The organism is Massilia agri (genome assembly GCF_024753255.1).
In the GTDB taxonomy this organism is placed as follows: domain Bacteria; phylum Pseudomonadota; class Gammaproteobacteria; order Burkholderiales; family Burkholderiaceae_D; genus Telluria; species Telluria agri.
This window is the reverse complement of record NZ_JANUHA010000010.1, coordinates 49,598-66,215: the sequence shown is the minus strand read 5'-3', so window position 1 is coordinate 66,215 and position 16,618 is coordinate 49,598. Positions and strand designations below refer to the sequence as shown.

Sequence of the window (16,618 nt, the reverse complement as noted above, 5' to 3'; positions counted from 1 at the left end):
GGCGACCATGGGCCGCATGCGCGCGCTGTGGACTGCCTTGCTGGCATGCGTGCTCGCCCTGCTGCTGGCGAGCCCTGCGTTCGCCCAGCTCAAGCCGGTGCCGGCGCTGAGCGGGCGCGTCGTCGACGAAGCCGGCATGCTCGACGCCGGCCAGCGCGAGCGCCTCACGGCGGTGCTGGCCGACTACGAGGCGCGGACCGGCAGCCAGATCGCCGTCCTGCTGGTCAAGTCGACCGAGCCGGAAGCGATCGAGCAGTACAGCATCCGCGTGACCGATGCCTGGAAGCTGGGTCGCAAGGGCGTCGACGACGGCGTGCTCCTGATGGTCGCGCGCGACAACCCGAGTGCGCTGCGCCGCCTGCGCATCGAGGCCGGGCGCGGCGTGCAGGGCGTGCTGACCGATGCGCAATCGAAGCGCATCCTGCAGGACGTGATCGCACCGCACTTCCGCCAGAACCATTATTACGAAGGCTTGGTCGCCGGTGTCGGCGCCATCGCGACCTTGCTGAACAAGGAAAGCTTCCCCGCCCCGGCCCAGCAACAGGCCCCGCAACGCCAGGTGGAATCCGGCGGCGGCGGCTTCTCGCTGTTCGGCATCCTCGCGATCGTCATCGGCTTTACCCTGTTGCGTTCGATGTTCCGGCCGCGCCGCAGCCGGCTGTCGCCGAACCATTGGGGGCACGGCCGCAATAGCGGCCTGGGCAATGTTGCGACCGGCATCATCATCGGCAATGTCCTCGGCAATATCGGCCGTGGCGGCGGCGGCTTCAGCGGAGGCGGCGGATGGGGCGGCGGCGGCTTTTCGGGTGGCGGCGGCAGCTTCGACGGCGGCGGCGCTTCGGGAGACTGGTAATGGGTATTGGACAACGTCTTGGGCGCGCCTGGCGCCACCTCACGAGCAGCAGCATGGAAGCCAAACGGGCCTTTCCGGAAGCGACCTTGACGGCGATCGGCGAAGCGATCACGGCCGGAGAGCAGACCCACCGCGGGGAGGTGCGCCTGATCGTCGAAAAAGGCCTGTCCTTCGACGATGCCTGGGATGGCGTGACGAACCGCCAGCGCGCCCTGGCCCTGTTCGCCGACTATGGCGTCTGGGATACCGAGGACAATTGCGGTGTGCTCATCTACATCAACCTGGCGGAGCACAAGGTCGACATCGTCGCGGACCGCGGCATCGACCGCAAGATCGACAGCGCCACCTGGCAGGCCGTGTGCCGCACGATGACGGAAGGCTTCCGCAATGGCCAGTTCCACGAGGCGACCCTGGCGGCCATCGAGCAGGTCAACGCCCTGCTGCGCGAGCATTTTCCGGCGAATGGCGCGCGGCCCAACGAGTTGCCGGACAAGCCGCTGATGCTCTGAAACGCGTCCGCGCACAGTCCTTACGATCGTCACAGGACGGTCATATCCAGTTGTTACATTCGCAGCACTTTAACAACTGGAGTCCACTGTGTTGCGACGCGTTCTTCCGATTTCCTCCCGTCTCGTCTCGCTGTTCACCCTCGCCGCTGCCAGCCTGGTCCTGGGCGCCTGCGGTGGCGACAACGATGGCCCCGACCTGCAGAACCCCGGCGCCGCCTGGCCGCCGGCGCCGACCGTGACGGCCCACCGCGGCGCCTCCGCCGTGCGCCCCGAGCACACCCTGGCCGCCTACCAGAAGGCCATCGAGGACGGCGCCGACATCGTCGAGCCCGACCTGGTGGCGACGAAGGACGGCGTGCTGGTGGCGCGCCACGAGAACGAGATCTCGGGCACCACGAACGTGGCGACGCTGACGCAGTTCGCCTCGCGCAAGGCGACCAAGACCATCGACGGCGTGGCAATCACCGGCTGGTTCACCGAAGACTTCACGCTGGCGGAGCTGAAGACCCTGCGCGCCCGCGAGCGCATCCCGGCCAACCGCCCGGCCAACGTCGCCTACAACGACCAGTTCGAGATCCCGACGCTGCAGGAGATCATCGACCTGGTCAAACGCGAAAGCCAGTCGCGCAACAAGGTCATCGGCATCTATCCCGAGACCAAGCACCCCACTTACTTCAAGTCGATCAATCTGCCGCTGGAACGGCGCCTGGTCGACACCCTGCTGGCCAACGGCTACCGCGGCAAGGACGCCGCCGTGTTCATTCAATCCTTCGAGACCGCCAACCTGAAGGAGCTGCGCGGCATGAGCGACTTCCGCCTGGTGCAGCTGCTCGACAGCCCGGCCAATGCTCCTTACGACTTCGTCGCGGCCAGGACCGGCCGCACCTACGCCGACCTGGTCACGGCGGCCGGCCTGAAGGAAATCGCGGCCTATGCGGACGTGGTCTCGCCCTACAAGGAGATCATCATCCCGCGCACCAGCGCCAATGAACTGGGCGCGCCGACGGCCTTCATCGCCAACGCCCGCGCGGCCGGCCTGAAGGTGCATACCTGGACTCTGCGTCCCGAGAACCCCTTCCTGCCCGTGAGCCTGCGCGCGGCGCCCGCGACCTCGCCCAGCCAGCGCGGCAATGCGCAGGCCGAGATCACCGCCTACCTCGACGCCGGCATCGATGGCTTCTTCACGGACGATCCGGCGGTGGGCCGCGCGGCCGTGAATGCCTTCACCAGGAAGTAGACCTGGCGGCACATCCGGAGATCGCCAGCGCCGCGGTGCGCGATCTCCTCCCCCACGCGATCGTGGGGCCACCCGATGTGCCCGCAACAGGATGCCGCGCTGCTATGATGGGATGAATCTCAACGAGAGCAGTGGAGAATGCATGCAAGGGCAATCCTGGTGGCTGACCGACGCCGCGCAATCGCAGCGCAGCTACCCCTACACCTTCTTCAAGCCGTCGCGCGCGACGACCGACAAGCTCGCAGTCGGCGACCTGGTCAAACTCATCTTCGAATTCGACAACCCGGATCCGGATGGATATTCCGCCGAACGGATGTGGGTCATCATCACGCACAGGAACGGCGAGCGTTTCGAGGGCGTGCTGGACAATGATCCTACTCAACTGACCGGACTGGCGCCCGGCGATCCGCTCTCGTTCGAGGAACGGCACATCATCCAGACCAGCCTCGAGGAAAGCGGTCCGGACATTGTCGGGAAGTATTGGCCACGCTGCTTTGTCACCCGGCGAGTCCTGTACGACGGTGAAAAAGCGGGCCACATCTACCGCGAGGAAGCCGCGCGCGAGGACCACAGCGGCTGGTTCATCATGGCCGGCGACGAGGACGACGCCTATCTCGACGACGCGGACAATCTCTTCTACGTATCGCTGGGCGCGGTCCTGAATCGTGACGATTCCTTCGTGCATCTGTTGGATGCGCCGGTGGGCAGCGTCTTCGAGCGCAATCCCGAGACGGGCGCGTTCGAAGCGCTGCAATGAGGCCCATGCGGCCGGCCCGTCACGCCTGCCTGCATCATGCAAGGTGCCGGCTACTGTCGGCAAGACGCGCGGATCGTTACAATGCCAGTCCCCCATTCTGAAAGCCCGCCATGAGACTAGCCAACAAGACCGCGATCGTGACCGGCGCCAGCCAGGGCATCGGCCTGGCCTGCGCCCAGCGCCTGGTGCGGGAAGGCGCGCGCGTCATGCTCGTCGACATCCGCCCGGAAGGCGCGGATGCCGCCGCCGCACTGGGCGATGCCGCCCGCTTCCACCATGCCGACGTCAGCATCAAGGCCGAAGTCGACGCGATGGTCGCCGCCACGCTCGCCGCCTTCGGCCAGGTCGACATCCTCGTCAACAATGCCGGCGTCACCCATGCGGCGGATTTCCTCGAACTGGAAGAAGAGGACTTCGACCGCGTCCTGCGCATCAACCTGAAGTCGATGTTCCTGTGCAGCCAGGCCGTCGCCCGCGACATGGTGAAGCGGCAGCAGGGCTGCATCATCAATATGTCGAGCGTCAACGCCGAGCTGACGATCCCCAACCAGGTGCCGTATGTCGTCTCCAAGGGCGGCGTGAACCAGCTCACCCGCGTGAGCGCAATCAGCCTGGCCCAGCATGGCATCCGCGTGAATGCCATCGGCCCGGGCACGATCCTGACCGAGCTGGCGAAGCAGGCCGTGCTGGGCAGCCCGGAAGCGCGCCACACGATCTTGTCGCGCACGCCGATCGGCCGCTGCGGCGAGCCGGAAGAGGTCGCGTCGATCGCCGCCTTCCTGGCGAGCGACGATGCTTCCTACGTCACCGGACAGACCCTGTATGCCGACGGCGGCCGCATGGCCCTGAACTACACGGTGCCGGTGCGTGAATGATGTCGGATTTGCGAGAAAGTGACAGTCGCGCCCAAGTTATGCGAAAAATCAATGTCTGGTATCTGTATTTGCAATTGGACATATATTTCGCGGCGCAACATAATGGCACCTGTCTCCACTATTCTCCTCCAAGAAAATAGTTTTAAGCCCGCCGTGAGCGGGCTTTTTTTTGCCCGTTCGACACGGCCTGGTCCGCGCGTCCTGCACGATATGGTTGAGATTCCGAACCTCCGGCTCAGTTCGAGAATTCACCCGCACGCTTGATGCGCGTCACAGCGTGGTCACAATCACCCCATATACTTTGACTCACCTGCGATACACGCAACCGATATGCGTGGTTGCAGCAGGTGTGCTGCACCCAGGGTGCAACACACCAACCGAATATGTCTCTTGGCCCGATCTTGGGTTGTGCCCGTCAGTTCGCTGATGGGCATTTTTTTCTCAGCGTTTTTCTTCGCATTGGCACCACGCCCACAAAAAGCCGGTGGCAGAGCTTGAAGCTGCGGCGGATTTGGCTATCATGAAGCTCGCACCGCATTTTTTGCTCTGCCGGGGCGCCAACAACACGACAACGGGTTTTTTAACAGTTAACGTGAAACTTCTTCATTCTTGACTTGTCATACTAGGGCTGATTCATTTCGTTTTCGTGCTTGGCACGATGGCTGCCGCCATAAAACTTTCGAAATGAAAAGCATCGCGGTGAGTTCCACCGTGACTGCCTGTGGAGGGGAAAGCGCTGGCTTTGCGTGCAAGCGCGAAGTGGAACTGGCCCCGGCGAAACAGGAATCCAACAGTATGGCGAGCCTCAAGAAATATTGGCTAGTCTTACGTAAGTTTGGAAGAACGGAGCCTGTCCTATGAGTTTGCATGCATCCGAGACCTATGCGCATCCGCCCGAATCCAGCACCGCCTGCCGCCGCCACCACGTGGACGGCAACCTGGTGCTGAGCGAACTGAATCCCGACGCCGTCATCGACCAGCCCGACGACGCCAGCGTGCCGCTGACGCTGCTGACCTTCGGCAGCGTGCGCGAGATCTGTCCCAAGTGCCAGCAGACCCACCTGAAACTCGTGCTGCGGCAAGACAGCGTGCGCATGGCGCACCTTTTCTGCGCCGACTGCGAGAGCTGCTTCGACGCCCACTACCGGGATGGCGCGCCGGCCCTGACGATCTGAGCCGGGAAACCGTGTGGCTGCCTGGCCGGCCGGCATGATATCGTTGGCACTTTCCCGACGTCTTGCGTTCATGCCCGCCTTCCTGTCGCTGCTGCTGCTCGATTCCCGCCTGCGCCCCGCCCGCATCAGGTTGGCGCTGCTGCTGTACGCCGGCGTGATCGTCGCCGGTTCGATTCCCGGCGCGCGCGCGGAGGTCGGCGAATTTGCGCCCGGCGTGGTGCTGCACGGCCTCACCTACGCCTTCCTCACCCTGCTGTGGTTCCTCGGCAGTGCGGGAAGCGGGCCCGTGCGCGCCGCCAAGGCGGTGCTGGCGATCGCGCTGATGGGCGCCGGCGACGAACTCGTACAGAGCTTCCTGCCCTATCGCACGGGCGACCTCGCCGACTGGACGATCGACGTCACCGCGGCGCTCCTGGCGAGCACGGCGCTGGCCCTGATCGTCCCCCCTGCCGAAGCGGCGCGCCGGCGCTGACCATTTCGCACCGAGAAAAATCGCGTCCGCCACGGCCCGCTTGATTCATCTCATCTCCAACCCGAGTCAGCTGGAACGCTGACGCGCTTCCTGCCTCTCAATCCAAGTGGCAGCTTGCATCGTCACGCATCCGAATGAACATCCACCATAAGGAGTTGATCATGAAGCAAAAACACCAGAGCATGATCCTGGCGGGCTTGCTGGCTGTGGCGCTGGGCCTGACCGGGTGCGCCGGCATGCGCGGCGACAGCGGCGAGTCCTCGAGCGGCAGCTCGACGGGCGGGTCGTCCGGCACGAGCGGCGCAACCGGCACCGGCGGTTCCAGCAGCTACGGTTCGGGCAGCGCTACCGACCCGTCCGGCAACCCCACCGGCAGCAGCGGCAGCTCGAGCAGCAGCGGCGGCAGCATGGGCACCGGCACCTCCGGCAGCTCGGGCACGTCAGGCAGCTCTGGCACGTCGGGCAGCTCGGGCAGCAGCGGCTCGTCCGGGTGGGACCAGTCCGGCAGCACCAGCAGCGCGCAGACCGGCGCCTCGACCGCCGGCGCCGCCTCGCCCAACAGCACCGTGCTGGCCATCGAGGTGATTCCGCGCGCCAGCTCGGGCAGCTCCGGCAGTTCCGGCAGCACGGGGGCCACCGGCTCGAGCGGTGCAGCGGGCGCAACCGGCTCGAACAGCTACCGCATCACCGTGCGCATGGACGACGGCAGCAGCCAGGTCATCACTCAGGACACGACGCCCGACTTCCGCAGTGGCGACCGGGTGAACGTGAGCAGCGGCGTCATCCAGCGCTGAGGCGGGGCACGGTATCTCCCTGCCCGGCCAGCCTCTCCCACCGACGACATCGCAAGGCACGACAAAAAAACGCGCACCTGCTGGTGCGCGCCTCTGGCGGCATGTTGCCGCCGTGGTCCGTCCTGCCCTGCTGTCTCAAGGCATGCCGGTCCCGCCCGGCAGACCGTCGCCTTCCGTCTCGATGTCCTTGCGCTGCTGGGCCACATTGCGCGTGGCGGCGCTGATGACGTCCAGCGGCAGCTTCGGCGTGCGGTCGGCATTGAGCAGGCCGTTCGCTTCCTGGAAGGTATCGGTGAACTGCGTGTAGCAGAAGCCGCTGAACATGAAGGTCTCGTTGACCACCGTCAGCAGCCTGCGGTACAGCGACAGGTAGCTCTCGGCCGAGTGCGCCCGCGAGTAGCCCCAGGTCGTCTTGTCGGCATCCGGGTCCTGCTTCGGATCGTAGGCGATGCCGCCGAACTCGGTCAGCACGATCGGCTGGCCGCGGTGCGGGAAGCCATCCAGGGTCAGGATGCGCCCGCCGGGACGCCGTTGATCGAACAGGGTGCGCACCGGGTCCGTCACCGCGTAGCGCGCCTGCAGCTTTTCCGGATCGCAGTCGTAGTCGTGGATGCCGAGGATGTCGGTGGCCGAGGCTTCCCAGCCGTCGTTACCGATCACCGGCCGCGTCGAGTCCAGCGTACGGGTCAGGTGGTAGAGGGCCTCGACCGCATTGCGGTGGGCCTGCGTCAGCGTCAGGTTCGGCACGCCCCAGGATTCGTTGAAGGCCACCCAGACGATGATGCAGGGGTGGCTGTAGTCACGCTGGATGGCTTCCGTCCATTCGCGCACCATCCGGGTGATGGCCCGCGAGCTGAAGCGGTAGGCCGAGGGCATCTCTTCCCAGACCAGCAGGCCCAGCCTGTCGGCCCAGTACAGGAAGCGCGGATCCTCGATCTTCTGGTGCTTGCGCACGCCGTTGAAACCCATCAGCTTGACCAGCTCGACGTCGCGCCTCAGGTGCTCGTCCGACGGCGCGGTCATGAAGGATTCCGGCCAGTAGCCCTGGTCCAGCACCAGGCGCAGCTGGTAGGGACGTCCATTGAGCATGAAGCGGTCGCGGTTGATCGAGACCGAGCGCAGCGCCGTGTACGAACGGATACGGTCGAGCACGCGGTCGCCGCAGCGCAGGGTCACCTCGGCGTCCAGCAGGGTCGGACGTTCCGGGCTCCACAGGATCTCGTTGCGCGAATCGTCGATGCCGGGGTCGGACAGCGCGATCTTGCGGTTCGCCTCGCCCTGCAGCAGCTTGTAGTAGTCGTCCGCCAGCAGCTGCTCGCCGTGCCAGATCTTGACCTCGACGAACAGCTCCTGCTGGGTGTGGCCGGCCGCGAACACCTCGCAGCCGATCTCGTAGGTTTCAAAAATCGGGGTCCAGCGCAGCGAGGCGATGTAGGTGTCCTCGACCTGCTCGACCCACACGGTCTGCCAGATGCCGGTGGTGCGCGGATACCAGATCGAGTGCGGTTCCAGCAGCCAGTCCTGCTTGCCGCGCGGCTTGGCGAGATCGGCCGGGTCGTCTTCGACGAACACCGTGATGACCTGCCTGCCGTCCTCGTTCATGGCGCCGGTGATGTCGGCCTGGAAGGGCGTGTGGCCGCCCTCGTGCTCGGCAACCAGCTGGCCGTTGACCCATACCCGCGCCGCGTAGTCGACTGCGCCGAAGTGCAGGATGGTGCGCTTGCCGCCGGGGGCGAGTTCGAACTCGCGCTCGTACCAGACGGCGCGGTGGAAACCCGTGTCCTGGATGCCGCTCATTTCGGTCTCGGGGGCGAAGGGCACGGTGATCTCGTGGGTCCATTCGCCGACGCCCTCCGGCATCGTGTACTTCAGCTCGTCGTCGAAGCAGAAGCGCCAGGTGCCGTTGAGGTTGATCCAGTTGTCGCGCACCAGTTGGGGACGGGGATATTCAAACTGATTCATTGTTGTCCTTTCTCGTCAGTCGGAACCGGAACCGGGATAAGGATCCGGCCCTGTCGTCCATTCTTGTTATAGGCCGTCAGCGCGCCAGCGGCCGCTTGTCCTGCCTGCCCTGCCCGGCACAGCGCCACGCATGCGCCGCCGAAGCCGGCGCCGGTCAGGCGTGCCCCGAGGACGCCGGGCTGCTCGCGCAGGTGGGCGCACAGCGCGTCGAGTTCGGGAATCGATACTTCATAATCGTCGCGCAGGCTGAAATGCGAAGCGTTCATCAGCTCGCCGAAGCGCTCCGCGCTCACGCCGCCGGCCGCTTCCAGCACGCGCAGGTTTTCCTGTACCACGTGGCGGGCGCGCTCGCGCATCGGCGAAGGCAGGGTTTCCACCGAAGCGGGATCCTCGACGTCGCGCAGCGCCCGCACACCCAGCTTGCGCGAGGCTTCCTCGCATTCGGCGCGGCGCTCGTTGTACTTGCTGGCCGCCAGCGTGCGCGCCACGCCCGAGTCGATCACGATCAGCTCGGTCCCGGCCGGCATCTGCACCAGGCGGTGCTCGAGCGTGCGCGCATCGATGAACAGCATATTGTTCTCGTCGCACAGGCTGGAGGCCATCTGGTCCATGATCCCGCAGTTCACGTGGGCGTACTCGATCTCGGCGCGCTGGGCGATTCTCGCCAGCTTGACGTCGTCGAGTTCGAAGCCGAGCAGCGCGCGCATGGCGCGCAGGGTCGCCACCTCGAGCGCGGCCGAGGACGACAGCCCCGAGCCGACCGGCAGATCGGTGGTGATGTAGACGCGCAGCGGCGGCACCTGGGCGCCGTCCGCCTGCATCAGGCGGATGCAGCCCTCGATATAGCTGCCGAAGCCCTGCGGCGGGCTGCCGTCGGCGGCGAAGGTGACGGTGTTGTCGAAGGTCGGCGAGTAGAAGTGGAAGTGGTCGTCGCCACTGCGGCTCATCGCCACCAGGGTTCGCTGCGGCGTGGCCACCGGCAGCATGTAGCCGTCGTTGTAGTCGGTATGCTCGCCGAGCAGGTTGACGCGCCCCGGCGCCGACGCGTTCACTTCCGGCGCGCCGCCAAAGAAGGTGTCGGTGTTCAGCATGATTGCGCCTCCAGCCAAAGGGGCCGCTTGCGGCCATGTACGTCCACCGCCGGCCAGGCGGGGTCGAACGTGAGATTCTCGAGCCCATCCGGCCCGAGCAGGAATGTGTCTTCGATCTTGACGCCCGCGAAGCTCGGATTGAAGGCGAAGGCCATGCCCTCTTCCAGCTGGGTCGCGGTGCTCGGGCTGGCCACGATCTCGCGCGCCCGGTAGCCGGTGATGCCGCCCTGGTGGTGCTCGCGGATCGCGTCCTCGCGGTCCGCATGTTTATAGGCCGCGGCCAGCGTGTGATAGACGGCCGACAGCGACTTGCCGGGCTTGACGTCGGCCAGGCCCGTGGCCTCGACTTCCATCAGGGCGCGCTGCTCGTCCATGGGCGCGGCGCCAAAGGTGACGAAGCGCGTCAGGTTGGCATACAGCCCGTGGCGGCGCGCGCAGAAGACCAGCATCGCGTGGCTGCCCACCGGCGCGCTTGACGGCGTCGGGTGCCGGTAAGAAGCCAGGCGGCGTTCGCCCGCGGCCAGGACCAGGGCCGGATGGATGCCGCGCCGCCACAATGCCTCAGCGCCGGCGCCGGCCAGCTGGTGCTCGGTCCACTCGGGCCGCACGCGGCGCAGCACCTCGCTCATCGCCTCGGCGGCCTCGCGTCCCAGCACGCGGTAGCGCTCCTGCTCGCCCGCGCCCAGCACCAGGCGGCGCAACTTCAGGGCGTTGGGCAGCGGCTGCTCGCCATTGGCCGGACGATCGGACAGGATGCTGCGGCCGCTGGCCGCGCCCTGCACATAACGTTCGCGCAGCTCGGGCTCGGCCCAGGGCTCCACGTGGAAGGTAAAGCCTTCCGGGATCTCCTCGGTGCGCAGGCGCTCGGCCTCGATCTCGTCGGTCAGGATGCAGGCTTCCTCCGGCGTCACCAGCACCTCGGCCACGCCGGCGTCGGTGGCGTGCAGCACGGCGCTCGAGCCGCCCGCCGTGAGCCAGGCGAACCAGTCGATGCCGCGCAGGCGGATGGCGCCGGCGCTGGCCGCCTGCAGGTGGGCACGCAGCAGCGCCAGCTTGTCCGCGACCTCGGCCGCGCGCGATTGCCGCGTGTCCGACAACGCTGCCGTCATGCGCGGTCCTCCAGACTGACTTCGACCTGCTGCAGCTCGTAGGCGGTGGTCTCGGGCAGCACGTCCATCGCGAACATGCCGGCCGCCAGCTCGGTGCCGGCCAGGTACTTCAGGCGGTCCTTGGTACGGTATGGCGGGTAGAACTGCGCATGCAGCTGGGTCTCCGGATGCTCGGCGCCGTCGGTGGGCGCCTGGTACCAGGCCATGAGGTAGGGGAACGGCCGGTTCCACAGCGTTTCGAACTTGAGCAGCACGGTCTTCAATGCGCGCGCCAGGCCTTCGCGCTGCGGCGGCGTGAGCGCGGCGAAGTCCTTGCAGGGCGCGGTCGGCATCACCCAGACCTCGTAGGGATAGCGCGCGCAGGCCGGCACGAAGGCGATCGCGTAGTTGTCCTGGTAGAGCACGCGCTTGCCGTCGGCGGCCTCGTCGCGCGCCATGTCGCATAGCAGGCTGGTGCCGTGCTGCAGGAAGTATTCGCGTTCCTGGGCGAGCTGGCGCGCCGGCACGGCCGGCACGAAGGGATAGGAATAGATCTGCCCGTGCGGGTGGTGCAGGGTCACGCCGACTTCGGCGCCGCGGTTCTCGAAAGGCAGCACGTAATGGATGTGCGGATGCGCGCCGATGCGCGTGGTGCGGTCGCCCCAGACCGAGAGCAGCAGTTCGATGCGCGACAACGGCAGCGACGCCAGCGAGGAATTCGGGTCCTGGGTGAACACCACCACTTCGCAGTGGCCGTTGGCAGGCGCGGTCGGCACCGTCACCGTGGGCGGGTCATGCGACTCCAGCGCCAGCGAAGGAAAGCGGTTGTCGAACACGGCGATCTCGTAGTCGCCGGCCGGCATCTCGGTCGGGTGCTGGGGGTCGCTGATCGGCGCAAGCGGGTTGTACTGCGGCGGCGGCTGGTAGGTGCGGTTCTGGCGGAAGGCCGCGTAGGTCACCCATTCGCCGCGCAGCGGATGCCAGCGCAGGTGTGGATTGGCGTGCTGGGGATCGGGAAACGGGCTGGGCGCGGTGAGGCCTTCCGGAATCGGCTGGTTGCTGTACAGGGTGATGTTGCGTCCGTCCGGCTTCTTGAGATCTTTGCTGTGCATGGCATCCAAAAAATGTCGGGCATGGTTGAGCGAATGCGCGCGAGCAGACACCGGCAAAACCGGCGTCCTCGCGTTCTGAAAAATGATCCTAACATGCTGTTTTCACCACATTTTCTCCCTAGCATTGACGCATTTTCCGGCCGTCAATACCGCGCCTGATGCAGGGCGTTGCAGTTGCAGCATAGGTCCTTGTCCCGCCAAGGGAAACCCTGATTAAGTCATAGCTGCGAAGCCTCTTTTGTAGGCCTGATCCGACACCATGATCAGATTTTTTAGTACAAGCCAGCGAGCGATGTGCTTACAAGCCCAGCATGAGCGAGTGCGGACACATCGAGCCAAAAAAACAAAGCCCCGGTCCAGGCCGGGGCTTCGTCGATGCGGACAAAGTGGGGTTATTTGGCCAGTTCGACCAGCACCGCCGTGTACATCTGCAGGTTCAGCAGCAGCTGCTTCTCGGTGATGAACTCGTGCTCCGAGTGGCCCGTATAGACCTTGCCCGGCATCGCCGGACCGAAGCTGACCGCGCTCGGGAACAGGCGCGAGTTGGTGCCGCCGCCCACCGCGACCGGCTGCGGGTCCTTCATGCCGGTGAAATAGGAGAACACACCCATCAGGGTCGGCAGCTGCGGCGCGTTCTTCTGCACCCAGGGGTCGCTGATCTGCACCTTCACGTTCGCCAGCGGCAGCTGGCGGCTCTGCCACTGGGCCAGCGCGGCATTCACCTCGTCGGTCAGCTGGGCGATGGTCTTGCCCTGCGGGCGGCGCATATTGATCGACACCTCGATGCCGTCGTCACGTTGCCTGATCACGGTGGGCGCGAAGGTCATCGGCCCCATGAAGCTGTCGCGGTAGGCGATGTTGCCGAACTTCTCGCCGTAGATGCCGGTACCGACCATCTCGTTCAGGAAGTTCACCACACCGCCGGCCGTCGTGTTGGCCCAGGGACGCACGGCCAGCGCATCGGCCAGCATGCTGACGGCATTGAAGCCGTCTTCCGGTTTCGAGGAGTGGGCCGAGACACCCTTGGCCTTGATGTTCAGGCTGCTGCCTTCCCAGGCGAAGGTGTACTGCATGCCTTCCTGCTTCGCCCCGCGCGCGCGGATCTGCTTTTCCAGTTCCGGGGTGGCGTTGGCGATGGTGGCCGTCGCATCTTCCGGGATCTGGCTGCCGAAGAAACCGCCGCCAAAGGCAGCCACATGCGGCTCGCCCGCCGGCGCTGCCACTGCACCCGCTTTCGGCACGGTCACGGCCACGGTGCCGTAGCCCTTCTCGGCCGTCACCGCCGGGTATTCGGCGTCGAGCGTGATGTTCATTTGCGGCGGCTGGTGGGTCTTCAGGAACTCGACCAGCGGCTGCCAGTCCGATTCCTCGCCCATGTAGACGTACAACTCGATGCGCTTGGACAGCGGCACCTGGCGATCGCGGATCGACTTCATCGCGTACAGCGCGGTGGCGATCGGGCCCTTGTCGTCCTCGGCGCCGCGCGCCAGCAGCTTGCCCGGCTCGCTGGTGCGGTCCAGCACGAAGGGCGACTTCTTCCACTTGCTGGCATCGACCGGCTGCACGTCGCCGTGGGTGATGACGCCCACGCGTTCGCTGCCCTGCCCCAGGCCGATGATCACGGTCCAGCCGTGGTCGGCGTAGTCCAGGCCCAGGCGCGCAGCCTCCGCCTTCAGGGCTTCCTTGAAGGCGATGTGGACCGGGTTCTTGTCGGACGGGACGTCCTTGTCCGCCACCGTGTTGAAGCTCACCAGCTTGGCCAGGGTGTCGACGATGTCCTTGCGGTAGGTCGTGACCGCATGCTTGGCGGTCTTGACGGCGACGTCGCTGGGCGCGTTGCGCACCGCGCCCGGCGCGGCAGCTTGGCTGGATGCCGGCGCGGCGCCGGCGAAGGTGGCCAGCAGCAGGCTGGCAAGCAGGGTTTTCCGAATCATGGGGTGGCCGTCTCCAGTTTGCAAAAGCGCAACAAGTCTAGCACAGGGTCGTGCGCCCGGCAGGCGGCCATCGCGGTATCGTTGGTCGTATTCCCTTCAACGAAAACTGGAACACGCCATGACCGACAGAAGCGTCCACCGGCTGCATCCCGCGATGCGCGAGGACATCGGCGACCTGATCACGCAGCGGCCGCTGCCCGGTCCCCATATCGAGCAGCTCGATCCCTTCCTCTTCCTCAACCACCATGGCCCGCAGACCTATCCGCCGCACAACCGCGGCCTGCCCTTCGGTCCGCATCCGCACCGCGGCTTCGAGACCGTCACCTTCATCCTGGAGGGCGAGCTGGCCCACCGCGACAATGCCGGCCACGAAAGCATCATCGGCGCCGGCGGCGTCCAGTGGATGACGGCCGGGCGCGGCATCGTGCATGCGGAGGTGTCGCCGCGCGCCTTCCTCGAACGCGGCGGACCGGTCGAGATCCTGCAGCTGTGGCTCAACCTGCCCTCGCGCCTGAAGATGAGCGAGCCGGCCTACACGGGCCTGCAGCGCGCCGACATTCCGGAGCTGAGCCTGGACGGCGGCAAGGTGGCGCTCGACCTGATCGCGGGAGAGTATGAAGGCAAGAGCGGGCCGGTGCGCTCGCTCACCGGGGTCTTCATGAGCACGCTGCGCATGCGGGCCGGCGGGACCTTCCGCATCGACGGCCTCGAGGATCGCAGCGTCTTCCTGTATGTGGCGCGCGGCGTGGTCCAGGTGGGCAACCACGCCGACCTGGTCAGCCCCATGCATCTGGTGGAGCTCGACGAAACGGGCGATGCGGTGGCGATCCGTGCGGAACGCGATGCCCTCGTCGTGCTGGGCCATGCCGCGCCGATCCGGGAACCGGTGGTCGCGCATGGCCCCTTCGTGATGACCACGCGCGAAGAGATCACGCAGGCCATCCTTGACTACCAGGCCGGGCGCTTTGGCGCGCCCCTGGGATAGATCGGATCAGCCGCGCGTCGGGGCGGCGCTCACGCGCACCGAGTCCGGGCTCCTGTTGCCGGCCGCATCGAAGCTGATGCGCACGTCCTTGCTTGTGCCGACGAAGCGGTTCTTGCCGACGTGGACCATCTCGACCGGGCCGTCGCCCAGGTCGGCGTACAGCTTGCGTTCCTTGCCCTTGCCCTTGCCGGTCACGCTCAGCACGCGGCCGTCCGCGAGCTCGTAGTCGCCCTGGACGCGGTCGAAGGCCATGGATTGCAGCGGCACGTGTTTCGGCTGGGCGCCGACGACGTTCACGCGGCCGTCGCCGACGTCGTGGGCGCTGGCGTTCAGGGTCAACAGGGCGGCGCTGGCGGCCAGCAGGAGTTTGGTGCGCATGGTGTGCTTCCTTTCGGGTCGAAATCGAAGAATTGGATGAACCGGCGCGGCGTTGCAGACGCCGTGCGGTCCCGATGGTTTCGTTTCGCCAGCGTCGTGGGTCTGTTCCTGGCGATGGAGGCAGTCTAGCGGCGCGTCATGACAGCGCAATCGCCCGGCGCTGAACTGCAGAAAACGCACGCTGGACTGCACGAATCCCGGAGTATTCGGGGGGTACATATACACGTCTGCATGCCCGCGGAACGTGCGTCGTCCATGCGTGCAGTTGGCTTACAGTAGGGCTTTTCCCCTGCCCTTCACGCCATGCAAGCCATCCCTCTCGTCGCCACCACGCGCGGCTATCCCGACACCGGCAAGGTCGTCGAAAACGTGCACGCCGGCTCGGTGGCCGTCGTCGACATCCACGGGCGCCTGCTGTACTCGGCCGGCGATCCGCACTACCCGACGTTCACGCGCTCCGCGCTCAAGCCCTTCCAGGCCCTGCCCTTCCTGCTGTCGGACGGCCCGGCGCGCTTCGGCCTGTCGCAGGAGGAACTGGCGCTGCTGTGCGCCAGCCACTCGGGCGAGGACAAGCACCTGCTTGGCGTCTCCTCGATCCTGGACAAGATCGGCCTCGACCCCACCCACCTCGAGTGCGGCTGCGCCACCCCATTGTTCTATGAGTTCACGGGCCGGCAGGCGCCGAACGATGCGACATGGACGCCGCTGCACCACAACTGCTCGGGCAAGCACAGCGGCTTCCTGGCCTGGTGCCGCCTGCACGGCACGGCGACCCGCGGCTATGTGGAGCGCCAGCATCCGCTGCAGCAGGCGATCCGCTCCACCCTTGCCGATACCGTCGGCATGCCGGCGGATGCCATGCCCACCGGGATCGACGGCTGTTCGGCGCCCAACTACGCGATGCCGCTGTCGAAGCTGGCCCACCTGTATGCACGCCTGGGACAGGGCGGCTCCGACCCCGCGCTGGGCGGCGCCATGGGCATGTTGTTCGACGCGATGACGGCCCGCCCGGACATGGTGTCGGGCACCGCGCGCACCGACCTGCACTGGATGACGGCGGGCGGCGGCGACTGGGTCGCCAAGATCGGCGCCGACGCCGTGCAGGCCATCGGCGTGCGCTCGGCCGGGATCGGCATCGCGATCAAGATCGCCGACGGCAACAGCCGCGCCCTGCACCCGGCCGTGTACGCGACCCTCGGGCAGCTCGGCCTGCTCGCCGGGCTGGACGCCGAACGGCGAGCCGCCATCGAACCCTATCGCCAGCCGCTGATCCGCAACGCGCGCGGCACGGAGGCTGGCGATATCCGGACGCTGTTCACACTGCGTCCCGCCTGAGGGGCAGCCCGTTCCCAACTGAATCGTGCGCGCGGGGGATGGGTCCGCATCGTAGGATGGC

The 16,618-nt window shown here is 66.4% G+C and carries 16 protein-coding genes; 10 read left to right on the top strand and 6 right to left on the bottom strand.

Features of this window, described 5'->3' with window-relative positions; genetic code table 11:
* The first annotated feature begins 7 nt into the window (after positions 1 to 7).
* The 8 genes from NX780_RS15080 to NX780_RS15045 all read left to right on the top strand — a co-directional run bounded on the left by NX780_RS15080 (position 8) and on the right by NX780_RS15045 (position 6,672).
* A complete protein-coding gene (locus NX780_RS15080) occupies positions 8 to 853 on the top strand; it encodes a TPM domain-containing protein (protein WP_258828806.1) in 846 nt (281 codons plus the stop codon).
* A gap of 53 nt (positions 854 to 906) precedes the next feature.
* Positions 907 to 1,362, top strand: coding sequence for a TPM domain-containing protein (locus NX780_RS15075; protein WP_258828693.1), 456 nt, complete (start codon positions 907 to 909; stop codon positions 1,360 to 1,362).
* A 109-nt stretch (positions 1,363 to 1,471) separates the two neighbouring features.
* The gene (locus NX780_RS15070; protein WP_370663617.1) at positions 1,472 to 2,599 is read left to right on the top strand and encodes a glycerophosphodiester phosphodiesterase; all 1,128 of its coding nucleotides are present in this window, start codon (positions 1,472 to 1,474) and stop codon (positions 2,597 to 2,599) included.
* 142 nt (positions 2,600 to 2,741) lie between these two features.
* Positions 2,742 to 3,356 (top strand): immunity protein Imm33 domain-containing protein, encoded by a 615-nt coding sequence (locus NX780_RS15065; RefSeq protein WP_258828691.1) that lies wholly within the window; start codon positions 2,742 to 2,744, stop codon positions 3,354 to 3,356.
* Positions 3,357 to 3,466: 110 nt separating this feature from the next.
* Positions 3,467 to 4,231 (top strand): SDR family NAD(P)-dependent oxidoreductase, encoded by a 765-nt coding sequence (locus NX780_RS15060; RefSeq protein WP_258828690.1) that lies wholly within the window; start codon positions 3,467 to 3,469, stop codon positions 4,229 to 4,231.
* An 857-nt stretch (positions 4,232 to 5,088) separates the two neighbouring features.
* Positions 5,089 to 5,406, top strand: a complete 318-nt coding sequence (locus NX780_RS15055) for a hypothetical protein (protein WP_258828689.1) — start codon at positions 5,089 to 5,091, stop codon at positions 5,404 to 5,406.
* Between the two features lie 70 nt (positions 5,407 to 5,476).
* Positions 5,477 to 5,878, top strand: coding sequence for a VanZ family protein (locus tag NX780_RS15050; RefSeq protein WP_258828688.1), 402 nt, complete (start codon positions 5,477 to 5,479; stop codon positions 5,876 to 5,878).
* A gap of 161 nt (positions 5,879 to 6,039) precedes the next feature.
* Positions 6,040 to 6,672: a hypothetical protein gene (locus tag NX780_RS15045; RefSeq protein WP_258828687.1), complete on the top strand. Its 633-nt coding sequence runs from the start codon at positions 6,040 to 6,042 to the stop codon at positions 6,670 to 6,672.
* Positions 6,673 to 6,807: 135 nt separating this feature from the next.
* Here the strand turns inward: NX780_RS15045 and NX780_RS15040 are convergent, their stop codons facing one another.
* From NX780_RS15040 to NX780_RS15020, 5 genes are all read right to left on the bottom strand, one after another.
* The gene (locus NX780_RS15040) at positions 6,808 to 8,634 is read right to left on the bottom strand and encodes a glycoside hydrolase family 2 protein (protein WP_258828686.1); all 1,827 of its coding nucleotides are present in this window, start codon (positions 8,632 to 8,634) and stop codon (positions 6,808 to 6,810) included.
* Positions 8,631 to 9,725, bottom strand: coding sequence for a galactokinase (gene galK / locus NX780_RS15035; RefSeq protein WP_258828685.1), 1,095 nt, complete (start codon positions 9,723 to 9,725; stop codon positions 8,631 to 8,633). Before galK ends, NX780_RS15040 begins: the two co-directional genes overlap by 4 nt.
* A complete protein-coding gene (locus NX780_RS15030) occupies positions 9,719 to 10,834 on the bottom strand; it encodes a M24 family metallopeptidase (RefSeq protein ID WP_258828684.1) in 1,116 nt (371 codons plus the stop codon). The genes galK and NX780_RS15030 overlap by 7 nt, the downstream gene beginning before the upstream one ends.
* A complete protein-coding gene (gene galT / locus NX780_RS15025) occupies positions 10,831 to 11,925 on the bottom strand; it encodes a galactose-1-phosphate uridylyltransferase (protein ID WP_258828683.1) in 1,095 nt (364 codons plus the stop codon). The genes NX780_RS15030 and galT overlap by 4 nt, the downstream gene beginning before the upstream one ends.
* Positions 11,926 to 12,317: 392 nt before the next feature.
* Entirely contained in the window at positions 12,318 to 13,859 is a 1,542-nt protein-coding gene (locus tag NX780_RS15020; RefSeq protein ID WP_258828682.1) for a dipeptidase, read from the bottom strand.
* A 118-nt stretch (positions 13,860 to 13,977) separates the two neighbouring features.
* Here NX780_RS15020 and NX780_RS15015 point away from each other — a divergent pair, with 118 nt between their 5' ends.
* A complete protein-coding gene (locus NX780_RS15015) occupies positions 13,978 to 14,844 on the top strand; it encodes a pirin family protein (protein ID WP_258828681.1) in 867 nt (288 codons plus the stop codon).
* Between the two features lie 6 nt (positions 14,845 to 14,850).
* Here the strand turns inward: NX780_RS15015 and NX780_RS15010 are convergent, their stop codons facing one another.
* Complete coding sequence (locus tag NX780_RS15010; RefSeq protein ID WP_258828680.1) at positions 14,851 to 15,222, bottom strand: hypothetical protein; 372 nt, start codon at positions 15,220 to 15,222, stop codon at positions 14,851 to 14,853.
* 303 nt (positions 15,223 to 15,525) lie between these two features.
* Between NX780_RS15010 and NX780_RS15005 the strand changes: the two genes are divergently transcribed.
* Positions 15,526 to 16,557 (top strand): asparaginase, encoded by a 1,032-nt coding sequence (locus tag NX780_RS15005; protein WP_258828679.1) that lies wholly within the window; start codon positions 15,526 to 15,528, stop codon positions 16,555 to 16,557.
* The last annotated feature ends 61 nt before the right edge of the window (positions 16,558 to 16,618 follow it).

Excerpts from the sequence above, each read along its gene's own strand:
- NX780_RS15055 (WP_258828689.1), top strand. The coding sequence starts at position 5,089 with ATGAGTTTGCATGCATCCGAGACCTATGCGCATCCGCCCGAATCCAGC.
- NX780_RS15065 (WP_258828691.1), top strand. The coding sequence starts at position 2,742 with ATGCAAGGGCAATCCTGGTGGCTGACCGACGCCGCGCAATCGCAGCGC.
- NX780_RS15045 (WP_258828687.1), top strand. The coding sequence starts at position 6,040 with ATGAAGCAAAAACACCAGAGCATGATCCTGGCGGGCTTGCTGGCTGTG.
- NX780_RS15080 (WP_258828806.1), top strand. The coding sequence starts at position 8 with ATGGGCCGCATGCGCGCGCTGTGGACTGCCTTGCTGGCATGCGTGCTC.
- NX780_RS15015 (WP_258828681.1), top strand. The coding sequence starts at position 13,978 with ATGACCGACAGAAGCGTCCACCGGCTGCATCCCGCGATGCGCGAGGAC.
- galT (WP_258828683.1), bottom strand. The coding sequence starts at position 11,925 with ATGCACAGCAAAGATCTCAAGAAGCCGGACGGACGCAACATCACCCTG.
- NX780_RS15005 (WP_258828679.1), top strand. The coding sequence starts at position 15,526 with ATGCAAGCCATCCCTCTCGTCGCCACCACGCGCGGCTATCCCGACACC.
- NX780_RS15050 (WP_258828688.1), top strand. The coding sequence starts at position 5,477 with ATGCCCGCCTTCCTGTCGCTGCTGCTGCTCGATTCCCGCCTGCGCCCC.
- NX780_RS15075 (WP_258828693.1), top strand. The coding sequence starts at position 907 with ATGGAAGCCAAACGGGCCTTTCCGGAAGCGACCTTGACGGCGATCGGC.
- NX780_RS15040 (WP_258828686.1), bottom strand. The coding sequence starts at position 8,634 with ATGAATCAGTTTGAATATCCCCGTCCCCAACTGGTGCGCGACAACTGG.
- NX780_RS15010 (WP_258828680.1), bottom strand. The coding sequence starts at position 15,222 with ATGCGCACCAAACTCCTGCTGGCCGCCAGCGCCGCCCTGTTGACCCTG.
- NX780_RS15060 (WP_258828690.1), top strand. The coding sequence starts at position 3,467 with ATGAGACTAGCCAACAAGACCGCGATCGTGACCGGCGCCAGCCAGGGC.
- NX780_RS15020 (WP_258828682.1), bottom strand. The coding sequence starts at position 13,859 with ATGATTCGGAAAACCCTGCTTGCCAGCCTGCTGCTGGCCACCTTCGCC.
- NX780_RS15030 (WP_258828684.1), bottom strand. The coding sequence starts at position 10,834 with ATGACGGCAGCGTTGTCGGACACGCGGCAATCGCGCGCGGCCGAGGTC.
- galK (WP_258828685.1), bottom strand. The coding sequence starts at position 9,725 with ATGCTGAACACCGACACCTTCTTTGGCGGCGCGCCGGAAGTGAACGCG.